The sequence below is a fragment of the Geothrix sp. genome (genome assembly GCF_020622065.1).
GTDB lineage: Bacteria > Acidobacteriota > Holophagae > Holophagales > Holophagaceae > Geothrix.
In genome coordinates this window covers 1,325,616-1,342,824 of sequence record NZ_JAHRYQ010000001.1, presented here as the reverse complement: position 1 = coordinate 1,342,824, position 17,209 = coordinate 1,325,616, and the positions used below count along the sequence as shown (strand labels likewise).

Sequence of the window (17,209 nt, the reverse complement as noted above, 5' to 3'; positions counted from 1 at the left end):
CGTCTTACGCGATCTTTCCTGGAAGGTCATCAATTCGCGGCTTTGTTGCAGGAATCACAAGGAACGCTTCCGCGCGGCCCCTCCCGGAGGTACGATCCAACGATCTCTCCACGGAGCATCCATGCGCTTGCTGTCCATTCTGCTGCCTTGCCTGCTGGCCCTTCCGGTGGTCGCCCAGAAGGCCAAGGCGCCCACTAAGGAATCCGCCCCGAAACAGGCCCAGGTCGACTGGGACGGCGAGTGGACCCTCCAGGCCTCCCAGAGCGACAAGATCGACGAGCAGATCGATGCCCATCTGAAGGATCTGAACTTCGCCATGAAGCTCTTCTGGAAGAAGAAGCTCCAGGGCGCCTGCCGCAGCTTCAACAAGCTGGACATCCTGGCCGGGGACAGCTTCTCGGTGACCATGGGCCGGGAGCGCCCCATCGACACCCCGGCTGATGGCACCGAGAACGACTGGAAACGCAGCGACGATGTGGTGTTCAAGGCCACCCTCACCAAGGACGGCCCCACCATGATCCAGACCCTCACGGGTGATGGCTACACGCTGAAGCATGTCTATTCGATGCGGAAGGATGGCAGCTCCCTGGCCTTGCAGGTGACCTACGCCCATCCGAAGCTCGACAATCCGTTTTCGTACAAATTCGTCTTCAAGCGGAACGACTGAGGGCTCCGGGCGCAAACTGGGGTCATGCGCCCGCTCGTCCCTCCGCCTCTCTCCTGCCGCGCGCCCTGGTGGGCCGCCTCCGGGCACCTGCAGACCATCCTCGGCAACTACCTGCCGGGCGAGTTGCCGACGCATCCCTCGGAGCCCTTCCGCATCCAGCTTGCCGATGGCGACCAGCTCACGGGTCGGCACTACCCGGGTGAGACCAATGCCCTGGTGTTGGTCTTCCATGGCCTGGGGGGAGACGATCAGGCTCACTATGTCCGGCGCACCATCGCCCTGGCCCGGAAGCTGGGCCATCATGTCTGGACCGTGAACCACCGGGGCTGCGGCGAGGGGCGCGGCCTGGCGAAACAGCCCTACCACAGCGGTTCCGGCGAGGATCTGGGCGCGGCCTTCGCGGCCGCCCGCGAACGCCACCCGGACCTTCGCCAGCTGGCCATCGGCTACTCCCTATCCGCGAACGCCCTGCTCCTGAACCTGGGCGGTGGGCTGCGGGGGCCGGCCGCCCAGCCCGACGCCGCCATCGCGGTGAACCCGCCGGTGGATCTCGGCGCCTGCTCCGACACCATCCACCGGGGCCTCAGCCGCCTCTACGAACTCCGCTTCATCCGGCGGTGCCGCAAGGCCATCCACCAGCGCGTGGAGGACGGCCTCATCCCCGACATCTACCGGACCAGCCCCTTGATGAGCCTGCGGCAGTTCGACGATGCCTACACCACGAAGGCCGCAGGCTTCCGGGATGCCGACGACTACTACGACCAGTGCTCAGCCCGGTTCCACCTGTCGAAGATCACCATCCCCACCGTGATCCTCATGGCCAAGGACGACCCTTTCATTCCCTGGCGGCACGCCGCCGAAGCCCAGCCTTCACCGGCGGTCCACCTCCACTTCGAGCCCCGCGGCGGCCACATGGGCTACCTCAGCCGCGACCTGCCGGGCCACCGCTGGCTGCCCTACGCCGTGGAACACTATTCGAAACAGCTGCTCGGCGCCTAGGATCCGGTGCGGGCTGCCTTCAGTGGGAGTCCGTCAGGACCAGAGATCGGCCGTCGCCCTCGCCCTGGATCCAGATGAGCGAGGCCCCCTGCGGACTGAGCGCGATGCGCGGCGCGGCACAGACGGAACCGGGGGCCGATCCCATCGTCCTGGGAAGAGACCACCCATCCTCCCGGATCCGGACGGACACCTGGTCCCCGGTGGCTCCCCGCTGGACCACGACAAACCCCGCACGACCATCCTCTGCCAGGTCGATGGCATAGTCCTGGACGGGTTCATGGCCATGGTCGAGGCACTCCGCGCCGGGCTCCCAGCCCCTTCCCTTGAAGGCCTTCACGAGCAGTCGCGAGACGCCGGCGTTTTCCCGCTGGGACCAGGCGGCCAGGGCTTCGCCATCCCCATTCATGACCAGCCGGGGGGAAGACATCACATGGGCGCTCGCAAGCACCACGGGCTCACTCCACTCGCCATGAAGGGCCTCGTAGAAGCTGGCCTCGAGGAGGCTGCGCTGGCCGTACGGCGCGTGAACCCAGAGGGCCAGGGCGTTCCCGGAGTCGTCCATCGCCACCTGGTGATGCCGGGCGGCATGAGCCACGACGGGCACGGGACGATCGGACCAGATCCGATCCGCCGGCCAGTAGTGGCAGGCCATCAGTCCCTCGAACACGCTGTTCTGGGCTTCCCAGACCACCATGGCGTGCTCCCGCCGGTTGGCGGCCAGCTGCGGCGAAGCCGACGGATCCCCCGGGAGCCCCAGGAGGACCGGCGCCTCGTCCCAGGCCTCCCCGCGGGTGTTGAAGGCATGGGCCATCACCTCGATCTGGCCCACCCGTTCATGGACCCAGGCCACCAGCGCATTGCCGCGCCGGTCGACGGCCACCTGGAGCTGGTGGATCCGCCCCACCGTCCGGAACACGCTGCGGCCCGGGCTCTCGCCGGGGCCGAGAACGGCGCCCAGGATCTGGCGCTCGTCCTCCCCATCAGCCAGCCAGATCGCGAGCCCCCGTCCTTCGGGGTTCAGGGCCAGCCGCGGCGTCGTCCCATCTCCGAAGGGAAGTCGCATGAGCGCGGGCGAGGCGCCGGGGCCCATGGGCATGGTCCACAGCTTGCCCGCGTTCTCCCAGAGCAGCACGCCGCGCCCGTGGCGATCCAGGGCCACGCGGGCCTCTCCGATCCGTCCGCGATCCACCACGGCTGGTGTCCGCCACCGGATGGCCGCAGCCTGGGCGGGAGTGGGCAGGAACCCTTGGGCGAGGCGCTTGAGGCGTTCCAGGGCCATGATGCGCTCCAGGTCGGAAGGAGGCGGAAGGGAATGAACCTCCCCATCATGTATTCGATACCTACTCCATGAAAGTATTAAATTTCAATATTGCTCATGGAATTTATCGATCAATTCAAGATCGACCCAGCCCTTGGCGCAGCTCCGACACCAGCCCCGGCAGCAGGTCCATCAGCCGGGTCATCTGCACCGGTGTGGTACCCAATCCCAGGCTGAAGCGCACCGTCCCGCGCGCGTAGGTGTCGGGCACCTGCATGGCGCGCAGCACATGGCTGGGTTCCCGCATGCCCGTGCTGCAGGCGCTCCCCGTGGAGACGCAGATGCCCTGCTCGGCCAGCTTCAGCTGCAGGGCCTCGCCTTCGATTCCCGCAAACCCCACGAGACTGGTGTTGGGGAGGCGCTCCGCCCCGCTTCCATGGATGCGCACTTCCGGGACCTCGGCCATGAGGCGGGTCTCCAGGGCATCGCGCAGGTGCCGCACGCGGTCCATTTGCGGCAGCCGCGCCTGGGCGAGGGCCGCGGCCTTGCCCAGCCCCACGAGCCCCGGGACATTCTCGGTGCCGCCGCGGCGCCCCCGCTCCTGGGAGCCACCCAGCATGAAGGGCTTCAGGCGCACGCCCCGCCGGATCATGAGCAGGCCCGTCCCCTTGGGTCCATGAAATTTGTGTCCGCTGAGCGTGAGCAGGTCCGCGCCCCAGTCCGCCGCCGCCACGGGCACTTTGCCGATGGCCTGGGTGGCATCCACCAGGAACAGGGCGCCCTTGGCCTTCACCCGGCGCGCGATCTCGGCGACCGGGAACAGCACGCCTGATTCGTTGTTGGCGGCCATGACGGCCACCAGCGCCGTGTCCGGCCGCACGGCGGCCTCCAGCGCGGCCAGGTCAAGGCGCCCCTCGGCATCCACACCCACTTCCGCGACCTCGCCTCCCTGGGCCTTCCACCAGGTCGCCAGCGCTCGTACGGCGGGGTGTTCCACGGCCGTGGTGACCAGGTGCCGCTTCGTGGGAAACGCCTCCCATACGCCCCGGACGGCGTGGTTCAGGCTTTCCGTGCCCCCGCTCGTGAACACGATCTCCGCGGGGGCGCAGCCCACCAGGGCCGCCGCCTGCTCCCGCGCCGCCACCACCGCACCATCCGACAGGTGCCCCAGGGCATAGGCCGCGCTGGCATTGCCGAAACGCTCCGTGAACCAGGGCCGCATGGCTTCGAAGGCCTCGGGGTCGAGGGGTGTGGTGGCGTTGTGGTCGAGGTAGATCAGATCCATGGCGGCGTCATTGTCCCATCTCGGCCCAGTGCAGGAGGTGGGCCAGAGCCTCCCCTCGCGCAGACAGGCTCGGCGCCTTGCCCTGGAAGCTCTTGCCGGAACCGCCGCCCTTGGCCCCGAGGATCCCCGCCACGGCCTGGCCGACCGAGGGTACCTCCAGCCGGGAACCCGCACCCGCGGTCAGGAGGAAGAGGCCCTGCCCGCCAGGATCCGCCGTGAGGAACACGGCCTTGGCGGGATCCGCCGCGAGAATGCCCCGAGCCAGCTTCTGGAGAAAGGCCATGTCGCGACCTTCGAGGTGGGCTTCCACCAGGGCATCAGGCCGCGCGGCCAGCGCGGCGGCCTGGAACTCCACCAGCTCCTCCTCCAGCTTCCGGCTGCGGCGCTCCAGAGCCAGCAGCTGATCCAGCTTGATCTGGAGGGCGGCGACGAGTTCCTCGTCGGGTGCACCAAGCAGGGTCCGCAGCCTTGCATTGCGCTCTTCATGCGCGCCCAGGCGCAGCCTGGCGCGCCTGCCGGCCACATAGTAGAGGCGGGTGCCTCCGCGGATGCCTTCGGTGCCCAGCAGCTTCAGGGCCTCGATCTCCCCCGTGTGATGCAGGTGCGTGCCCCCGCAGGTGTTGAGATCCACCCCGGCGATCTGCACCAGGCGGATGTCGCCCGTGTGCCCCTCCGGCAATCCGCGGGAGCGCACGGCTTCGGCCCCGTAGGCCTCGGGGTTCACCCACCGGGCCGTGACCTCGCGCCGGGCACGGATCTCCGCCGCCACGGCCTCCTCCAGCCGCTCCATCTCCGCGGGGGAGATCGACGGCGCATCCAGCTCGATGTCGCAGACCGTTCCCCCCAGGTGGAAGGCCGTCGTGCCCCACTTGAACTGATCCTGGGCCACGGCCGTCAGCAGGTGCTGGCCCGTGTGCTGCTGCATGTGGTCGAAGCGGCGGATCCAGTCCAACTGCAGCGAAGCAGGCCCCACCGGGAGGGCCGCCGCAAGGTAGTGGCGGATCCCGCCCTCGCGTTTCTGGACCTCCACCACGGCCACGCCATTCACCATGCCCAGGTCGCAGGGCTGGCCGCCCCCCTCCGGGTAGAAAACCGTGTCTTCCAGGAGGACGAAGGGGCGTCCCCGCTCCTCCCCGCTGGCCAGGATGCGGGTCTCGAGCACCGTGGCAAAAGGGTCTCGTTCATAGGCGGGCGTGGACATGCCGGGAGCCTAGCACAGGCGCTGATAGGCTGGAGGGGTCGCCATGTCCCACATCCCCCTTCCCGAACGCCTCCGCCCCGCCACCCTCGATGAGGTGGTGGGCCAGGCCCACCTGCTGGGGCCGAAGGGCGCCCTGACCCGGCTCACGGCCGGGGGGCGCCTGCCCTCAATGGTGATGTGGGGCCCGCCAGGCACCGGCAAGACCACCCTGGCCCGCATCCTGGCGGAGGCCACGGGCCATGGCTTCATGGAGTTCTCGGGGGTCAGCGGCAGCGCGGCGGAGCTGAAGAAGTTCCTGGCGGACAGCCGCGAGATGCCGCTGTTCCGAAGCGTGCCGCCCGTGGTGTTCCTGGACGAGATCCACCGCTTCAACCGGGCTCAGCAGGACATCCTGCTGCCCTTCCTGGAACGGGGCGAGGCCGTGCTCATCGGCGCCACCACCGAGAACCCCGCCTTCTACCTGAACCCGGCGCTCCGCAGCCGCTGCCAGCTCATCGCCCTCAAGGCCCTCGAGCCCATCCACATCCAGCAGGTGCTGAAGCGGGCCTGGGCCAAGGAGCAGGCTGGCAAGCCCGAGCCCAAGGAGGTCTTCGAGTGGCTCTCCCACTGGGCCGGCGGCGACCTGCGCTCGGCACTCTCGGGCCTGGAAACCTGGATGGAGATGCCGGATCCGGATCTGGAATCCCTCCAGGGCGCCCTGGGCGGCCGCATGATGTTCGACCGCGCCGACGGCCACTACGACCTGGCCAGCGCCTTCCAGAAGAGCCTGCGGGGCTCCGACGCGGACGCGGCCCTCTACTACCTGAGCCGCATGATCCGCGGCGGCGAAGATCCCCGCTTCATCGCCCGGCGCCTCATGGTCTGCGCCGCGGAGGATGTGGGCAACGCCGATCCCCAGGCCTTCATTCTCTGCGAGGCCGCCAGCCGCGCCGTGGAGCAGATCGGCTGGCCCGAGGCCCGCATCCCCCTGGCCCAGGCCATCATCTATGTGGCCAACGCCCCCAAGAGCAACGCCACCGTGCTGGCGGTGGACGCGGCCCTGGCGGCCGATGACGCGCCCATTCCCGAGGCCATCCGCGACGCCCACACCGCCACCGCCCGCAAGGCCGGTCGCGGCGCGGGCTACCACTACTCCCACGACGACTACGACCGCGAGCAGGCTTTCCTGCCCGACAAGCTGCGGGGCCTTTCCTTTTACGAACCGAAGCGCCCCCAGGAACGCAGCTGGCGGGATCGCCAAGAACCGGACGCGACGGTCCTCTCGGCCCTCTGGCAGGCCTGGACGGAGGCCCACCCCGAGGGCGGCGAGCTCCCCCTGGAAGACTGGAGCTCGGAATTGGCCTGCAGCCGCGAAGCCCTGGCCCGGGCCCTGGGCAAGCTGGCCCAGGGCCGGTTCACCCTGGGGCGGAAGCTCGAAGCCAGGCCGATCTAAGAGGTCGTGACAAAACCATACGACACCGCACGAGGGATGGAGCCTGGCGAGCGCTCCGCGGCGTCTAGCTCTCGCTCGACCAGCCCAGCAGGCTCACGCCGTAGCGCTGGCCGCAGACATGGAGCGGCACTGTGAGCACCGTGATGATGGCGCCCGTGTCGCGAGCATAGGTCTGCACCAGGAAATCCTCCCGGCGGGCGGCCTTTTCGTCCAGGTCGGCCACCCGCTGGAACGCCGCCCGGCTGGCCCGGTCGGGGAGCGCCTCGGCCGCCTCGCCCAGGCCGTGCCGCGCCCCCCGCACCAGGACGCGGTTGTCCGTGAAGAAGCGCTTCACGCGGTTGCCGGCCAGATCCTTGTCGGGGTGGCCGGTCCAGTCCTGGGCGAAGCGTCGGTTATGGGAAGGGGCGTAGCTGTTGAGGTCGAGGACCAGGGCGAAGGTGAGGCGCGGCTCCTGCTCGAGGACGCGGTCGAAGGCTTCCTGCAGTGGCCGCTCCACCAGGGCATCGTAGGCGGTGCGGTATTTGGGGGGCGCGAAGCCTTCGGGCGGAACATGCAGCACATTGAAGAAGCGGGAGAGGCTCTGGATCTCCGCCCCCCGGATCTCCCGGTAGTCGAGCGCCAGCAGGTCCTCCGGGCGGACTCGCCCGTCACCGAGGGCCGCCTCGAGAATCTTGGCGCTGGTGGCGGTGAGGCCCCGAGCCAGGTCGAGCGCGCGGTGGAACAGCGAGCCCGTATCGTAGGCGGCCAGATGGCGGTGCCCGAGTTCGGTGAGCGAGGAGACGCTGAAGGCGTCCTGGGCCACGGCTTCCGCCTCGGTCTTCAGGGTGCCCGTGGCATCCAGCAGCTCTCCCGAGGCCGCCACAAGCCTCCGGGCCGCGGCGTGCTCCTCCGAGGCCGTGCGGGCCATGCTGGAGACATTCCCGGCAGTGGATTCCGCCAGCTCCGCGATGCCCGAGAACCGCTGCTCCACAGCCTCCACCTGGGCCCGGGTTTCGGAAGCCAGGCCCAGGCTCCGGCCCATGGCCTCCCGGGCCGGATCGAGGTCCCGGCGGATGGATTCCAGCAGCTGCCCGATTTCCTGGGTCTGCCTGGAGGTGCGATCCGCCAGCTTCCGCACTTCCTCGGCCACCACTGCGAAGCCCCGGCCCGCCGCGCCCGCATGGGCGGCCTCGATGGCGGCATTGAGGCTGAGCATCCCCGTGCGGTCCGCGATCTCCCCGATCACCTGCGAGACTTCGTTCACCTGGAGAATGTGCCCCATCAGGGATTCCAGGCGTTCGGAAGTGAGGGTCGTCTGTTCCTGGAGCTGCCGGACCGTGGCCACGGCCTCATCGCTTTCCCGGCGGCCCTGGCGTGTCAGGTCGGCCATGAGGCGGGTGGACTCGGCGCCCTCCTCCGCCGCCGAAGCCGCCTGGGAGATGTTCGCGTCCAGGCCTTCCAGGGTCCCCTGGATGCTCCGGGTGCTGTCGAGGATCCGGTCGATCTCCCGCGCCAGGGTCTGGATCCTCACCGAGGTCCGCGCCGCGCCTGCCGCCGAGCGGTTGATCACGGTCTCCAGGCCCGCCAGATCCTGGGCGAGCTGCGCCGGGTCGTGCTCCTCGGAGCCACTCGCGGCGGGCACGGCGGGCCTGGAGGTGGATTCGGACATGGGCGTTTCCGGGGGGACAGGCCTTCTTCTTCGGCCCGGCCCCCCGAATCTGAAGTTCAGTCCAGATGGCCCATGCGACCAGCCTGGTAGTCCTGGATGGCCTGCTCGATCTCCTCGTAGGTGTTCATCACGAAGGGGCCGTAGTGGGCGATGGGCTCCTGGAGGGGTTCTCCCGCCAGCAGCATGAGGCTGACGGGGACCGCCGCTTCCAGGGCCAGCGAATCACCTTCACCCAGCAGGGCCACGCTGTCGGCCGGAACCTCCGTGCCCTCGATGCGGATGGCTCCGTGCAGCGGCACGGCGGCGGCGATCCACCCGGCGGGGATGGCCTGCTCGAACCGCGCACCGGCCTCCAGCTCCAGGTGGGCATAGGCGATCTTCGCGGGCGTGCGGGCCGGGCCGGTCACGCCCGCCCAGGTGCCGGCCAGCACGCGCATGCGTCCGCCTGGGATGGCGGTCCACGGCATGGTGCCCGCCTGCAGATCCGTGTAGCCCGGGGTGGAGCCCTTCAGCGCCTTGGGCAGGTTGATCCAGAGCTGCACGCCCTCGATGGGGCCGCCGGATTCCAGGTGCTCGGGCACCGGCATCTCTTCGTGGACGATGCCGGCCCCGGCATTCATGAGCTGGGCGCCGCCGGGCTGCAGCAGCCCCGAGCCACCCGTGCTGTCCCGGTGCCGGAAGGCGCCCTGGATCAGATAGGTGAGGGTCTGGAAGCCCCGGTGGGGATGGGGCGGGAAGCCCGCATCCGTCCCCGGAGGCAGCACCATGGGACCGAAGTGGTCCATGAGCAGGAAGGGATCCATGGCACGGAAGGCCTCCGCGCCGCGCTTGCCCTGGCCGGGCACCAGGCGCGTGAGCGGCACGCGGTTGCCATCCTCCGTGGGGAGTCCGGGCACGAGGACGGAAACGGGTTTGCGGGTCATCGGAACCTCCTCAGGCAAGATCGAAGAACAGGATTTCGGCGGGTGATCCGGCCACCACGGTGATGGACGGCTCCCCTTCGATGCGGGCGGAATCCCCCGTGGTCATGGCCGCGCCGTTGAGGCTGATGGAGCCCCTGGCCACCTGGAGGAACCCCGCGCGCCCGGAGGGGATGGAGCCCCGCACCTCGCGGCCCCCGTCCAGCCGGGCCACGAAGACCTTCACATCCTGGAAGAGCTTCACGGAACCCTCCGCACCGTCGGGACTGGCGATGAGACGCAGCTGATTCTGAAGGTCGGCTTCGGGAAAAGCCACCTGGTCATAGCGGGGGGCGAGGCCCGGGCGCTCGGGCAGAATCCAGATCTGGAGGAAGTGCACGGGCTCGTCGGCCGAAGGGTTGAACTCGCTGTGGCGGATGCCGGTGCCGGCGCTCATGACCTGCGCCTCGCCCGGGCGGATGACGCCGTGGGTGCCCAGGCTGTCGCGGTGCTCCAGCGTGCCGGACAGCACCCAGGTGAGGATCTCCATGTCGCGATGGCCATGGGTGCCGAACCCCTTGGCCGCCTGCACGCGGTCCTCGTTGACGACGCGCAGGGCGTGGAACTGCATGTGGTCGGCGTCGAAGTACTCACCGAAGGAGAAGGTGTGGTGGGTGTCCAGCCAGCCGAAATCGAAATGGCCGCGGGTTCCAGCAGGTCGCAGCGTGATCATGATGCCTCCTGCATTCATTTTAGGTGTTGCAACTTTTATTTCAACCCCTCCCCCCAAAAAAACGGGAGCTTCATGAGGAACATGGACTTATCTTTGGGGTGTCCAAACGGAGGCCGCCGTGATCACGCGGGTGCTGGTGGGGATCGACTTCTCTGAGGCCTCGAAGCAGGCCCTGGAACGGGCCGGCAACTGGGCCACTCGGATGGGCGTCCCCCTGGTGGCCATGCATGTGCTTCAGCCTCCGGCGCCCATGCTGCCCGAGGCCCAGATCGCCCTGCCCGACCCCGCCTGGCTCCACAGCATGGAAGACCACGCCCGCGAGCAGCTGGAGGGCTGGCTCAGGCCCTACTCCGGGGCCACCGCCGTCGTGAAGTGGGGTGGGCCGGCGGAGGAGCTGATCTCCGAGGCGGATCACCGGACGCTGCTGGTGGTGGCCCAGGTGGGCCATTCCACCCTGGAGCGCCTGCTCTTCGGCAGCACCGCCGCGCGGGTGGTGAGACTGGCCCCCTGCGATGTCCTGGTGGTGCGCACGGAGAAGACGCACTAGGAGGTCGGGGCAACACCCCGGAGCAGCTTCGCCAGGGCCTCCACCTCCACAGCTTGGCGCTTGAGGATGCCCTCGGCCGCGCGCCGCAACCCCTCAAGATGCTCCGGGCTGGTGTCGTCCATCTCGCTGAGCCCCGCGTCGAGATCGGCCTGAAAGCGGTGGTAGCGCGGCATGCCGTCTTCGCGGGCGGGCAGCAGCTGGCGGAGCTGGTAGTCCACCGTGTCGGCCACGCCATCGAAGATCACATCCAGTACGGGCCTGGCCCACCCGGCCACGCCCCAACCCCTCGCCTCTTCGTAGCGGTAGGGCTTGGCATAGAGCCCCGTGCCCAGGGACACGAGGAGGAGATCCTCCGCGGAACGGCCAGCCTTTCCCAGCGTCTGCCACGCCTCGGCATAGGCGCACATGGCCGGGTTGTTGGCGAAAACGCCCCCATCCACGAGCACATCACGCTCCCCCGGCCACGACACCAGGGCCGGCTCGAAGTAGGTGGGAGCCGCGCTGGTGGCGCGGGCCGCCACGCGCAGGGGCACATCGTAGCGGGCGTCCTCCCGGGCCTTGCGGCGGCGGTAGAAGAAGGCATCCCGCTTCTCCAGATCGTAAGCGGTCACCAGCACCTCGGTGAGGGCCTCCTTGAGGCGGGCCTCCCCGAAGTACTGCTCGAGCACGCCCTCGAGGCCGTCCGACGGGTATTTCGCGGCCCGCAGCCCCATGGGGTTCGTGAGGCGGCGCCAGAGGCTCTCGTCAAAGATCCGCCCGCCCTCCTTCAGGTAGAGCCCGGCCAGATCCTGGGCCGAATAGCGGGGCCGCCCACCCTGCCCCGGCGCCGCGAGCCCCAGGGCCAGGATGCCGCCCGTGCTGGTACCCGCGATGAGGTCGAAGCAGTCCGCCACGGCCCGGCCCGTCTGCCGCTCCAGCTCGGCCAGCACCAGCGCCGGGATGAGGCCGCGGATGCCGCCGCCGTCGATCGACAGGATGCGGAAGGGTTGGGACATTCGGCATTTTATCCTCCGAAAAACGGGCCAAATGGCCCGTTTTTCGGAGCACAGAACGGCTTTTAGCGGTAGGCGGGAATCCCCGTGACCTCCTGCCCGATGATGAGGGTGTGCATGTCGTGGGTGCCCTCGTAGGTGTAGACGCTCTCGAGGTTCGCCATGTGGCGCATGACCGGGTACTCGTCGAGGATGCCGTTGGCGCCCAGGATGGTCCGGGCCTTCCGGCAGATCTCGAGGGAGACATTCACATTGTTCATCTTGGCCATGGAGACCTGGGCGGGGGTGTAGGTCTTCGCGTCCTTCAAGCGGCCCAGCTGGTGGACCAGGAGCTGGCCTTTGGTGAGCTCGGTGACCATCCAGGCCAGCTTCTCCTGCTGGAGCTGGTAGCTGGCGATGGGCTTGTCGAACTGGATGCGGGTCTTGGCGTAGTCCAGGGCGCACTGGTAGCAGGCGTCCGCGGCGCCCAGCGCTCCCCAGGCGATGCCGTAGCGGGCCTGGGTGAGGCAGCCCAGGGGGCCCTTCAGGCCCTTCACATTGGGCAGCAGGCTGGCCTTCTCCTCCACGATCACATCTTCAAGCACGAGCTCAGAAGTGGTCGAAGCGCGGAGGCTCCACTTGCCCTTCATCTCGGGGGCGCTGAAGCCGGGCGTGCCCTTCTCGACGAGGAAGCCGCGGATGCCGTCCTCGGTCTGGGCCCAGACCACCGCCACATCAGCCACCGTGCCGTTGGTGATCCACATCTTGGTGCCGTTGATGCGCCACTTGCCGCCGGGCTCGCGCACGGCCTTGGTGAGCATGCCGCCGGGGTTGGAACCAAAGTCCGGCTCGGTGAGGCCGAAGCAGCCGACCTTCTCGCCGGCGGCCAGCTTGGGCAGCCAGTGCTTCTTCTGTTCCTCGCTGCCATAGGCGTAGATGGGCCACATGACGAGGCTGCCCTGCACGGAGGCGAAAGAGCGCAGGCCGGAATCGCCGCGCTCCAGCTCATACATCAACAGGCCGTAGGCCACGTTGGACACGCCCATGCAGCCGTATTCTTCCGGCAGCGAGGGACCGTAGAATCCCAGCTCGCCCATCTTGCGGATGAGCTGCTTGGGGAAGGTCTGATCCTGGGCGTGCTTTTCGATGATGGGCAGCACCTCGGCGTTCACGAACTTCCGCGCCGTTTCTCGGATCATCCGCTCTTCTTCGGTGAGCAGGCCCTCGAAGCCCATGTAGTCGGTGATGTGGGTGAAGGTGGCGTAGGCGCCGGCCATGGTGACCTCCTGGAATGCCCTGAAGCCTCGGGCGGGTTGGCAAAACGGCGCTGCAGCAGCGCGCCGGGGCCAGTCTATCGCCCCGTCAAAACCCATTCAGCAAGCCACCCTCCACCGAGCCGCGCTTTCCTGTCGCAGCAGGAATCACCTTGACGGAGTGTCAATGTTCCAAGGGGGAAGGAACCCCTCCTGGAGGATGGAGCTCACTCGCCTTCGAGCATCCGTGGACCGGTGGCGTGGGGCGTCTCATGGCAGTGCCGGCAGCGGGCCTCATAGGCCTCGGCCGCGCCTACCAGCACCTGGCCGCCCGTGTGCACCATGCGCTGGGTGCGCCCCGCCAGGGCTCCGCAGACCATGCAGATGGCCTGGAGCTTGGTGACATATTCCGCCTTGGCGAGGAGGATGGGCATGATGCCGAAGGGCTCGCCGTTGGAGTCCTGATCCAGGCCACCGGCGATGACCCGCACCCCGCGGTCGGCCAGCTCCTCGATGATGGGGATGAGCCCCTCGTCCAGGAACTGGGCCTCGTCGAGGGCCACCACCTGGGCTTCCGGATCCAGATGGCGGAGCAGCTCTTCCGTGTTCTTCACCGGGATGGCCTCGTGCTTGCGCTGGCTGTGGCTGGCGATGGCGGAGGCATCGTAGCGGTCGTCCAGGGCGGGCTTGAAGACCTGAACCTTCTGCTTGGCGATGATCGCGCGCTTGATGCGCCGGATGAGCTCCTCCGACTTGCCGGAGAACATGGGGCCGCAGATCACCTCCAGGGAGCCCTGGCGTTGGTGCACGAACATCGGAAATCCTTATCGCTTGAGGCGTGGAGAAGGCTGGGGAGCCGCTGCCGGGACCTGAACCATCGGGTCGGGCAGTTGGGTCAGGTCGGGCACCGGGTTCTTCTCGCCCAGGGGCCTGCCGAGGTCCTTCGCCAGTATGGCGCCTCCGTCCCTCGGAGCGGCCATGCGGAGTGCCCAGGCCTGCCGCATCCGCGTGGGGCCTTCGGGCACCACGCGGACATCCACCGGCGCCAGGCTGGCCAGCCCCAGGTTCATGGATCCCCGCTGGTGGGGCACATAGAGGGCCAGGGGAAGGATGAAACCCAGGGCCACCAGGGGCCACAGCAGGGCGCTCGGCTCCCAGGCGTCGGGCGTGAGATCCGAGTGGCCATCCACCCAGGGGCGCACCACCTTGGGGGCCTCGCCGGAGATGGGCTCCAGCAGCCCCGCCTCCAGCAGGTCCGCGATGGCCTTGCAGGTGTCCAGCTCCTCGTAGCGGCTGATCTGGACGATGTCCTTGATGGCCTGGGGATGGTCGAAGTACGACAGCACCATCTCCTGCTCGTGGCTGAGGCCCGAGGAACCATGCTGGATCTGCCCCTTCCCGTCCAGCACCCCGGACACATCCCGGTCGATGTCCAGGTGGAGGGCCTGGGCGCGCGGCGAGCGCCCCAGGGGGAGGTCCATGGCCGGCAGGCGGCGTTCCACTTCGGGCCACTCGTCCTGGATCCGGGCGGCCTCCATCAGCACCGTGTCCACGGGGATGGGGACGAAGTGCTCCCGGTCCAGATCCGCGGGCAGGAAGGAATCGAAGCGGTAGTCGCCCTCCACCCAGCGGAAGGTGCGATGGAGGATGGCGGTGGCCTGGCCGAACAGCGCGTCCTGCAGGTCCGAAGCCTGGACCTTGCCGCTTTCGAGCAGCAGGGTGCCCATGCGCTTGAGCGTCTGCCGCTGCACCTGGACCATGGCCAGCAGTTCATCGCCCGTGAGGCGGCCCAGGCGCACGAGCATCGTGCCCAGACGATCCTCCATGCGGACCTGGTTGGAATCGCAGCCGACGATCTCGCCGTTCTCGAAGAAGACTTTGACGAATTCCTGCCCCTGGGAGAGAACCAGGGTGCCGTTCTTCCCCTGGATCTTGATCATGTTGAACAGGGAGAAGAGGTCGAAGTCCCGGAGGGAGCCTTCCAGTGCCATCTCAGGCCCTCCTCAAGATCAGCTTCAGCCACGAACGGACATACAGCAGTCCCACCAGGAGGGCCCCGATGGCCAGCCAGGTGGAGGTGGGATCCGCCAGGATCTCACCGGGGTAGCGCACCGACCGTCCTGTGGCCAGGATCATGCCCACCGCCAGGCAGAAGGGGATGAACTCCATCAGCCCTTCCCGCGTCTCCCCCAGGAAGGCCAGGTCGCACCCGGGCAGCAGCACGATCAAGGTCTTGTGGATCCATCGGGTGGTCTGCTGGTGGTCGGCCACCTCGTCCAGCTTCTTCTTCCGGTTTTCCGTGTGGAGCCCATCCCGCAGCACGAAGAGATGGTGGCACTTCGGACACACCTCGGGATCGGGGCTGTCGGTGGTGTGGAAGGGCTCCCCGCAACGGATGCACTGGGTGGGGTGCGCCATGCGGAGGCTGGCCCTCACGCGCACGAAGAACGCGGCCAGTCCGAGCAGGGGCAGCAGCAGCGCCACGAGGAAGGCGGGCTCCGTCAGCGGCACCCCTTCGGCCTTCTGACCACCCGCCGCTTCCACGAGGGCGCTCACGCGCTGCGGCGTGTCCGGGAGGGGCATCGGATAGGTGCGGACATCCTTCTGGGCATCGTTGAGGGCAATGAGGCGCGTGTAGGCCTCCGGGGCCACGGCCTGGGCCTCGTCCCGCTTGGAGGCGCCGAGCCCCGTGTCCAGGCGGTTGAAGGCGAGGATGCTCTGGTTGAGAAGGATCTCCATGCGAGGTCCAGCCTGGAGCGCCGCTTCGAAGGTCTTCTCCGCCCCAGCGACATCCCCCATCTGGAACTTGGCGACGGCCAGGTTGTTCAGCACCTCCCCCTGCTCGGGGTGCCGGCCCACCAGATCCTGGAAGCTGCCTTCGGCCTCCTTCCATCGCTGGTTCTGAAGGTGCTCCCATCCCTGGAGGAAGGCCTGGTCCGTCGGGGGAAGCAGGCGGAGGGTGGCCGCCGGCACAGGGCGGACCTGGGGCTGGAGCTGGAGGGTCAGGAGGCTGGGCTCCGGTTCCCGGGCGGACCAGGGTTCCATGGCCGCCAGCACGGGGTGGATCAGCTGGAGCAGGAGGAGGAAGGCTGTGACCTTCACTTCGGAAGCGAGAAGGAACGGAGCCAGGAGGAAGAGCCAGAGCATGGCCGCCACCAGGGGATCGAGGCCGAGGAGCACCGGACCTGCCAGGATCCCTGCGCCGATCAGGGCCACGGGAACGGGGCCGAGCCCCTTGCGCCGGAGGGGCTCCTCCCATAGGTGCCGGAAGGCGTTCCGGTAGCGCAGCCCCATGGTCAGCGCCCAGCCCCACAGCAACAGCGTGGCCGCCAGCCGCAGCATGCCGAGGTGCTGCACCATCCAGAGCCAGCGGTGGGCGGGGTGCTCCACCCGCAGGAGCGTCAGCCGGAGCACATCGGGGAAGCTCCAAAACCAGCCGCGGACGCCTTCCTGCCTCATCAGCGAGACCCGGGTGCCCAGGAGGCTGGGATGGTCGGGAGCCCAGCGCTCGACGGCCTGGAGGCCCTCCAGGCCCAGCGCGGCCCGGTCGGCCATGCCCTGCCCACGCGCCCAGAAGGCCGTGGCTTCGATCAGGGGGGTGACATCCAAGGTGGAGTAGGTCCGCCGGAGGGCCTCCACTTCCACCTGGGCCGCCCGCACCGCTTCGGGATCGCCCTTCGACAGGGCCGCGAACAGGTGCGTCGCCCGATGGCTGAGGGCGATGGCCGGCAGCGTCTCCGGGGCCTGCCCAGGATGCGCCTCGGTCACCGGCGCGGGCGCGACGGCCGCCTTGGGCGCCTCCCGGAGGGGGGCTCCGGACATCCCCACCTGACCCATCAGGCCCACCAGGGCCGCTGTCCGCAGAACCTGCCGGATTCCCATGCTGAGGCTCCCGAAGCTCATGACTGGGGTCCCACGGGGGTGCCCGGGGCGGCTTTGAGGTCCATCACCCGCATCCGGAGTCCGTAGAGGATGTCTTCCAGCTCCCGGGTTTCTGAATCCGTCCTTCGCCCCTCGGTCTTGTCCTTGAGGACGGCCAGCAGGTCCACATAGAAGCGGGCCGCTTCAGGGTTGGCCGGGGGCACTTCCTTCATCATCGGGTGGGGCACACCCATGGCCAGAAGCGCCTGTTCCGCCAGAAGATGCATCAGGGCCTGCAAGGAGGCTTCCGGTACCGCAGGAGTCATGGGCTACCTCGAACGCTTTCAGGACTTGTCTGGCGGGAAGCCTATCACAGCCCGAATTTTCCTGCACCCGTCTCGAAATAAGGCCTGTTCGGAGGGTGCCGTGCGGGAAGAGAAAGGCCTTTTTGACGA

At 68.4% G+C, this 17,209-nt stretch carries 16 protein-coding genes; 4 read left to right on the top strand and 12 right to left on the bottom strand.

Translation table 11 applies throughout. From position 1 onward, the window contains the following. Window positions 1-121 precede the first annotated feature (121 nt). Complete coding sequence (locus tag QZ647_RS06330; protein WP_291271352.1) at window positions 122-667, top strand: hypothetical protein; 546 nt, start codon at window positions 122-124, stop codon at window positions 665-667. Window positions 668-691: 24 nt separating this feature from the next. Further along, a complete protein-coding gene (locus tag QZ647_RS06325) occupies window positions 692-1,666 on the top strand; it encodes an alpha/beta fold hydrolase (protein WP_291271351.1) in 975 nt (324 codons plus the stop codon). 19 nt (window positions 1,667-1,685) lie between these two features. Here QZ647_RS06325 and QZ647_RS06320 read toward each other — a convergent pair whose 3' ends face one another. From QZ647_RS06320 to QZ647_RS06310, 3 genes are all read right to left on the bottom strand, one after another. After that, window positions 1,686-2,945, bottom strand: a complete 1,260-nt coding sequence (locus tag QZ647_RS06320) for a hypothetical protein (protein WP_291271350.1) — start codon at window positions 2,943-2,945, stop codon at window positions 1,686-1,688. Between the two features lie 115 nt (window positions 2,946-3,060). Further along, window positions 3,061-4,209: an aminotransferase class V-fold PLP-dependent enzyme gene (locus tag QZ647_RS06315; protein ID WP_291271349.1), complete on the bottom strand. Its 1,149-nt coding sequence runs from the start codon at window positions 4,207-4,209 to the stop codon at window positions 3,061-3,063. A gap of 7 nt (window positions 4,210-4,216) precedes the next feature. Then, complete coding sequence (locus tag QZ647_RS06310; RefSeq protein WP_291271348.1) at window positions 4,217-5,410, bottom strand: alanyl-tRNA editing protein; 1,194 nt, start codon at window positions 5,408-5,410, stop codon at window positions 4,217-4,219. A 43-nt stretch (window positions 5,411-5,453) separates the two neighbouring features. Here QZ647_RS06310 and QZ647_RS06305 point away from each other — a divergent pair, with 43 nt between their 5' ends. After that, on the top strand, window positions 5,454-6,842 hold the full coding sequence (locus QZ647_RS06305) for a replication-associated recombination protein A (protein ID WP_291271347.1): 1,389 nt from the start codon (window positions 5,454-5,456) through the stop codon (window positions 6,840-6,842). 64 nt (window positions 6,843-6,906) lie between these two features. On the opposite strand, the gene QZ647_RS06300 is transcribed toward QZ647_RS06305, so the two are convergent. The 3 genes from QZ647_RS06300 to QZ647_RS06290 are packed head-to-tail and all read right to left on the bottom strand — an operon-like array spanning window position 6,907 to window position 10,122. Then, on the bottom strand, window positions 6,907-8,490 hold the full coding sequence (locus QZ647_RS06300) for a methyl-accepting chemotaxis protein (RefSeq protein ID WP_291271346.1): 1,584 nt from the start codon (window positions 8,488-8,490) through the stop codon (window positions 6,907-6,909). A 56-nt stretch (window positions 8,491-8,546) separates the two neighbouring features. Continuing rightward, window positions 8,547-9,413: a pirin family protein gene (locus tag QZ647_RS06295; RefSeq protein WP_291271345.1), complete on the bottom strand. Its 867-nt coding sequence runs from the start codon at window positions 9,411-9,413 to the stop codon at window positions 8,547-8,549. A 10-nt stretch (window positions 9,414-9,423) separates the two neighbouring features. Next, on the bottom strand, window positions 9,424-10,122 hold the full coding sequence (locus QZ647_RS06290) for a pirin family protein (protein ID WP_291271344.1): 699 nt from the start codon (window positions 10,120-10,122) through the stop codon (window positions 9,424-9,426). 118 nt (window positions 10,123-10,240) lie between these two features. Between QZ647_RS06290 and QZ647_RS06285 the strand changes: the two genes are divergently transcribed. After that, entirely contained in the window at window positions 10,241-10,669 is a 429-nt protein-coding gene (locus tag QZ647_RS06285) for a universal stress protein (RefSeq protein WP_291271343.1), read from the top strand. Here QZ647_RS06285 and QZ647_RS06280 read toward each other — a convergent pair. The 6 genes from QZ647_RS06280 to QZ647_RS06255 all read right to left on the bottom strand — a co-directional run bounded on the left by QZ647_RS06280 (window position 10,666) and on the right by QZ647_RS06255 (window position 17,080). Next, window positions 10,666-11,664, bottom strand: a complete 999-nt coding sequence (locus tag QZ647_RS06280) for a patatin-like phospholipase family protein (protein ID WP_291271342.1) — start codon at window positions 11,662-11,664, stop codon at window positions 10,666-10,668. The two genes, QZ647_RS06285 and QZ647_RS06280, sit on opposite strands and share 4 nt — an antisense overlap. Before the next feature lie 62 nt (window positions 11,665-11,726). Beyond that, the gene (locus tag QZ647_RS06275) at window positions 11,727-12,917 is read right to left on the bottom strand and encodes an acyl-CoA dehydrogenase family protein (protein WP_291271341.1); all 1,191 of its coding nucleotides are present in this window, start codon (window positions 12,915-12,917) and stop codon (window positions 11,727-11,729) included. A gap of 203 nt (window positions 12,918-13,120) precedes the next feature. After that, window positions 13,121-13,708, bottom strand: a complete 588-nt coding sequence (locus tag QZ647_RS06270; RefSeq protein ID WP_291271340.1) for a thymidine kinase — start codon at window positions 13,706-13,708, stop codon at window positions 13,121-13,123. Between the two features lie 9 nt (window positions 13,709-13,717). Further along, window positions 13,718-14,884 (bottom strand): DUF4388 domain-containing protein, encoded by a 1,167-nt coding sequence (locus QZ647_RS06265; protein ID WP_291271339.1) that lies wholly within the window; start codon window positions 14,882-14,884, stop codon window positions 13,718-13,720. Between the two features lies 1 nt (window position 14,885). Then, window positions 14,886-16,775 carry a tetratricopeptide repeat protein gene (locus tag QZ647_RS06260; protein ID WP_291271338.1) on the bottom strand — a complete coding sequence of 630 codons (1,890 nt, stop codon included), beginning with the start codon at window positions 16,773-16,775 and terminating at the stop codon, window positions 14,886-14,888. Window positions 16,776-16,792: 17 nt separating this feature from the next. After that, window positions 16,793-17,080: a DUF1844 domain-containing protein gene (locus tag QZ647_RS06255; protein ID WP_291271337.1), complete on the bottom strand. Its 288-nt coding sequence runs from the start codon at window positions 17,078-17,080 to the stop codon at window positions 16,793-16,795. Window positions 17,081-17,209: the final 129 nt, after the last annotated feature.

Bases quoted from the DNA above. Each gene is read 5' to 3' on its own strand.
- QZ647_RS06330 (WP_291271352.1), top strand. From the start codon at position 122: ATGCGCTTGCTGTCCATTCTGCTGCCTTGCCTGCTGGCCCTTCCGGTG.
- QZ647_RS06325 (WP_291271351.1), top strand. From the start codon at position 692: ATGCGCCCGCTCGTCCCTCCGCCTCTCTCCTGCCGCGCGCCCTGGTGG.
- QZ647_RS06320 (WP_291271350.1), bottom strand. From the start codon at position 2,945: ATGGCCCTGGAACGCCTCAAGCGCCTCGCCCAAGGGTTCCTGCCCACT.
- QZ647_RS06315 (WP_291271349.1), bottom strand. From the start codon at position 4,209: ATGGATCTGATCTACCTCGACCACAACGCCACCACACCCCTCGACCCC.
- QZ647_RS06310 (WP_291271348.1), bottom strand. From the start codon at position 5,410: ATGTCCACGCCCGCCTATGAACGAGACCCTTTTGCCACGGTGCTCGAG.
- QZ647_RS06305 (WP_291271347.1), top strand. From the start codon at position 5,454: ATGTCCCACATCCCCCTTCCCGAACGCCTCCGCCCCGCCACCCTCGAT.
- QZ647_RS06300 (WP_291271346.1), bottom strand. From the start codon at position 8,490: ATGTCCGAATCCACCTCCAGGCCCGCCGTGCCCGCCGCGAGTGGCTCC.
- QZ647_RS06295 (WP_291271345.1), bottom strand. From the start codon at position 9,413: ATGACCCGCAAACCCGTTTCCGTCCTCGTGCCCGGACTCCCCACGGAG.
- QZ647_RS06290 (WP_291271344.1), bottom strand. From the start codon at position 10,122: ATGATCACGCTGCGACCTGCTGGAACCCGCGGCCATTTCGATTTCGGC.
- QZ647_RS06280 (WP_291271342.1), bottom strand. From the start codon at position 11,664: ATGTCCCAACCCTTCCGCATCCTGTCGATCGACGGCGGCGGCATCCGC.
- QZ647_RS06275 (WP_291271341.1), bottom strand. From the start codon at position 12,917: ATGGCCGGCGCCTACGCCACCTTCACCCACATCACCGACTACATGGGC.
- QZ647_RS06270 (WP_291271340.1), bottom strand. From the start codon at position 13,708: ATGTTCGTGCACCAACGCCAGGGCTCCCTGGAGGTGATCTGCGGCCCC.
- QZ647_RS06265 (WP_291271339.1), bottom strand. From the start codon at position 14,884: ATGGCACTGGAAGGCTCCCTCCGGGACTTCGACCTCTTCTCCCTGTTC.
- QZ647_RS06260 (WP_291271338.1), bottom strand. From the start codon at position 16,775: ATGGGAATCCGGCAGGTTCTGCGGACAGCGGCCCTGGTGGGCCTGATG.
- QZ647_RS06255 (WP_291271337.1), bottom strand. From the start codon at position 17,080: ATGACTCCTGCGGTACCGGAAGCCTCCTTGCAGGCCCTGATGCATCTT.